Source organism: Psychrobacter sp. 1Y4, assembly GCF_051847555.1.
On the sequence record NZ_JBPYDE010000623.1, the window covers coordinates 1 to 675 of the forward strand.

The window sequence follows — 675 nt, forward strand, 5'->3', positions numbered from 1 at the left end:
CGTTGGATAGATTCTTTGATGACTTCTTTCGCTTCCGCAACATCACCCCAAGATTCAACCACAGTAGTACCCGCTTTTTTCAGGTCTTTATAGTGGCTGAAATGGAACTCTAGTTGGTTGATGAGCTGCTTTGGTAGGTCTTCTAGGCTGTTGTAAGCGTTACCTGTGTCACGGTCATCAGCAGGTACGACAACGATCTTGTCATCTACTTCGCCATCATCAACAAACTTCATTACACCGATGACTTTTGCTTTTAGGAAGATACCAGTCGGTAGTGGCTGTTCAGTCAATAGCAATACATCAAGCTCATCGCCATCTTCGTCAAGTGTTTGCGGGATGAAACCATAGTTACATGGCTTAGCAAAAATCTGTGGATCAATACGATCAAGCTCAAATACGGCCAATTCGCGATTCCACTCAATTTTATGGCTGCTACCAGCTGGGATCTCTACGACTACGTTGATGATACCGCCGTCTACGTCGCCTGCGTCCAAAATTTTATTAAAATCTGCCATGAAATACTCCAATTTGCTTTTGTTTTAGAGGTTTGAATGATTGATGTAGCTAGGGATACTGCAAAATTTTTGCCGCACCCAATTTGTACTGGGTGCGATTATAACAAGTTTGTTCTAAATTTTCTCTTAATGCTTAAGTCTAAGCGTGCAAGATATTATG

1 protein-coding gene is annotated in these 675 nt (G+C 41.9%); it reads right to left on the bottom strand.

Annotated features, from left to right (window positions below):
- The coding region (locus ACS8FC_RS17955; RefSeq protein WP_439297791.1) for an inorganic diphosphatase at positions 1-515 on the bottom strand (515 nt) is incomplete at its 3' end.
- Between the last annotated feature and the right edge of the window lie 160 nt (positions 516-675).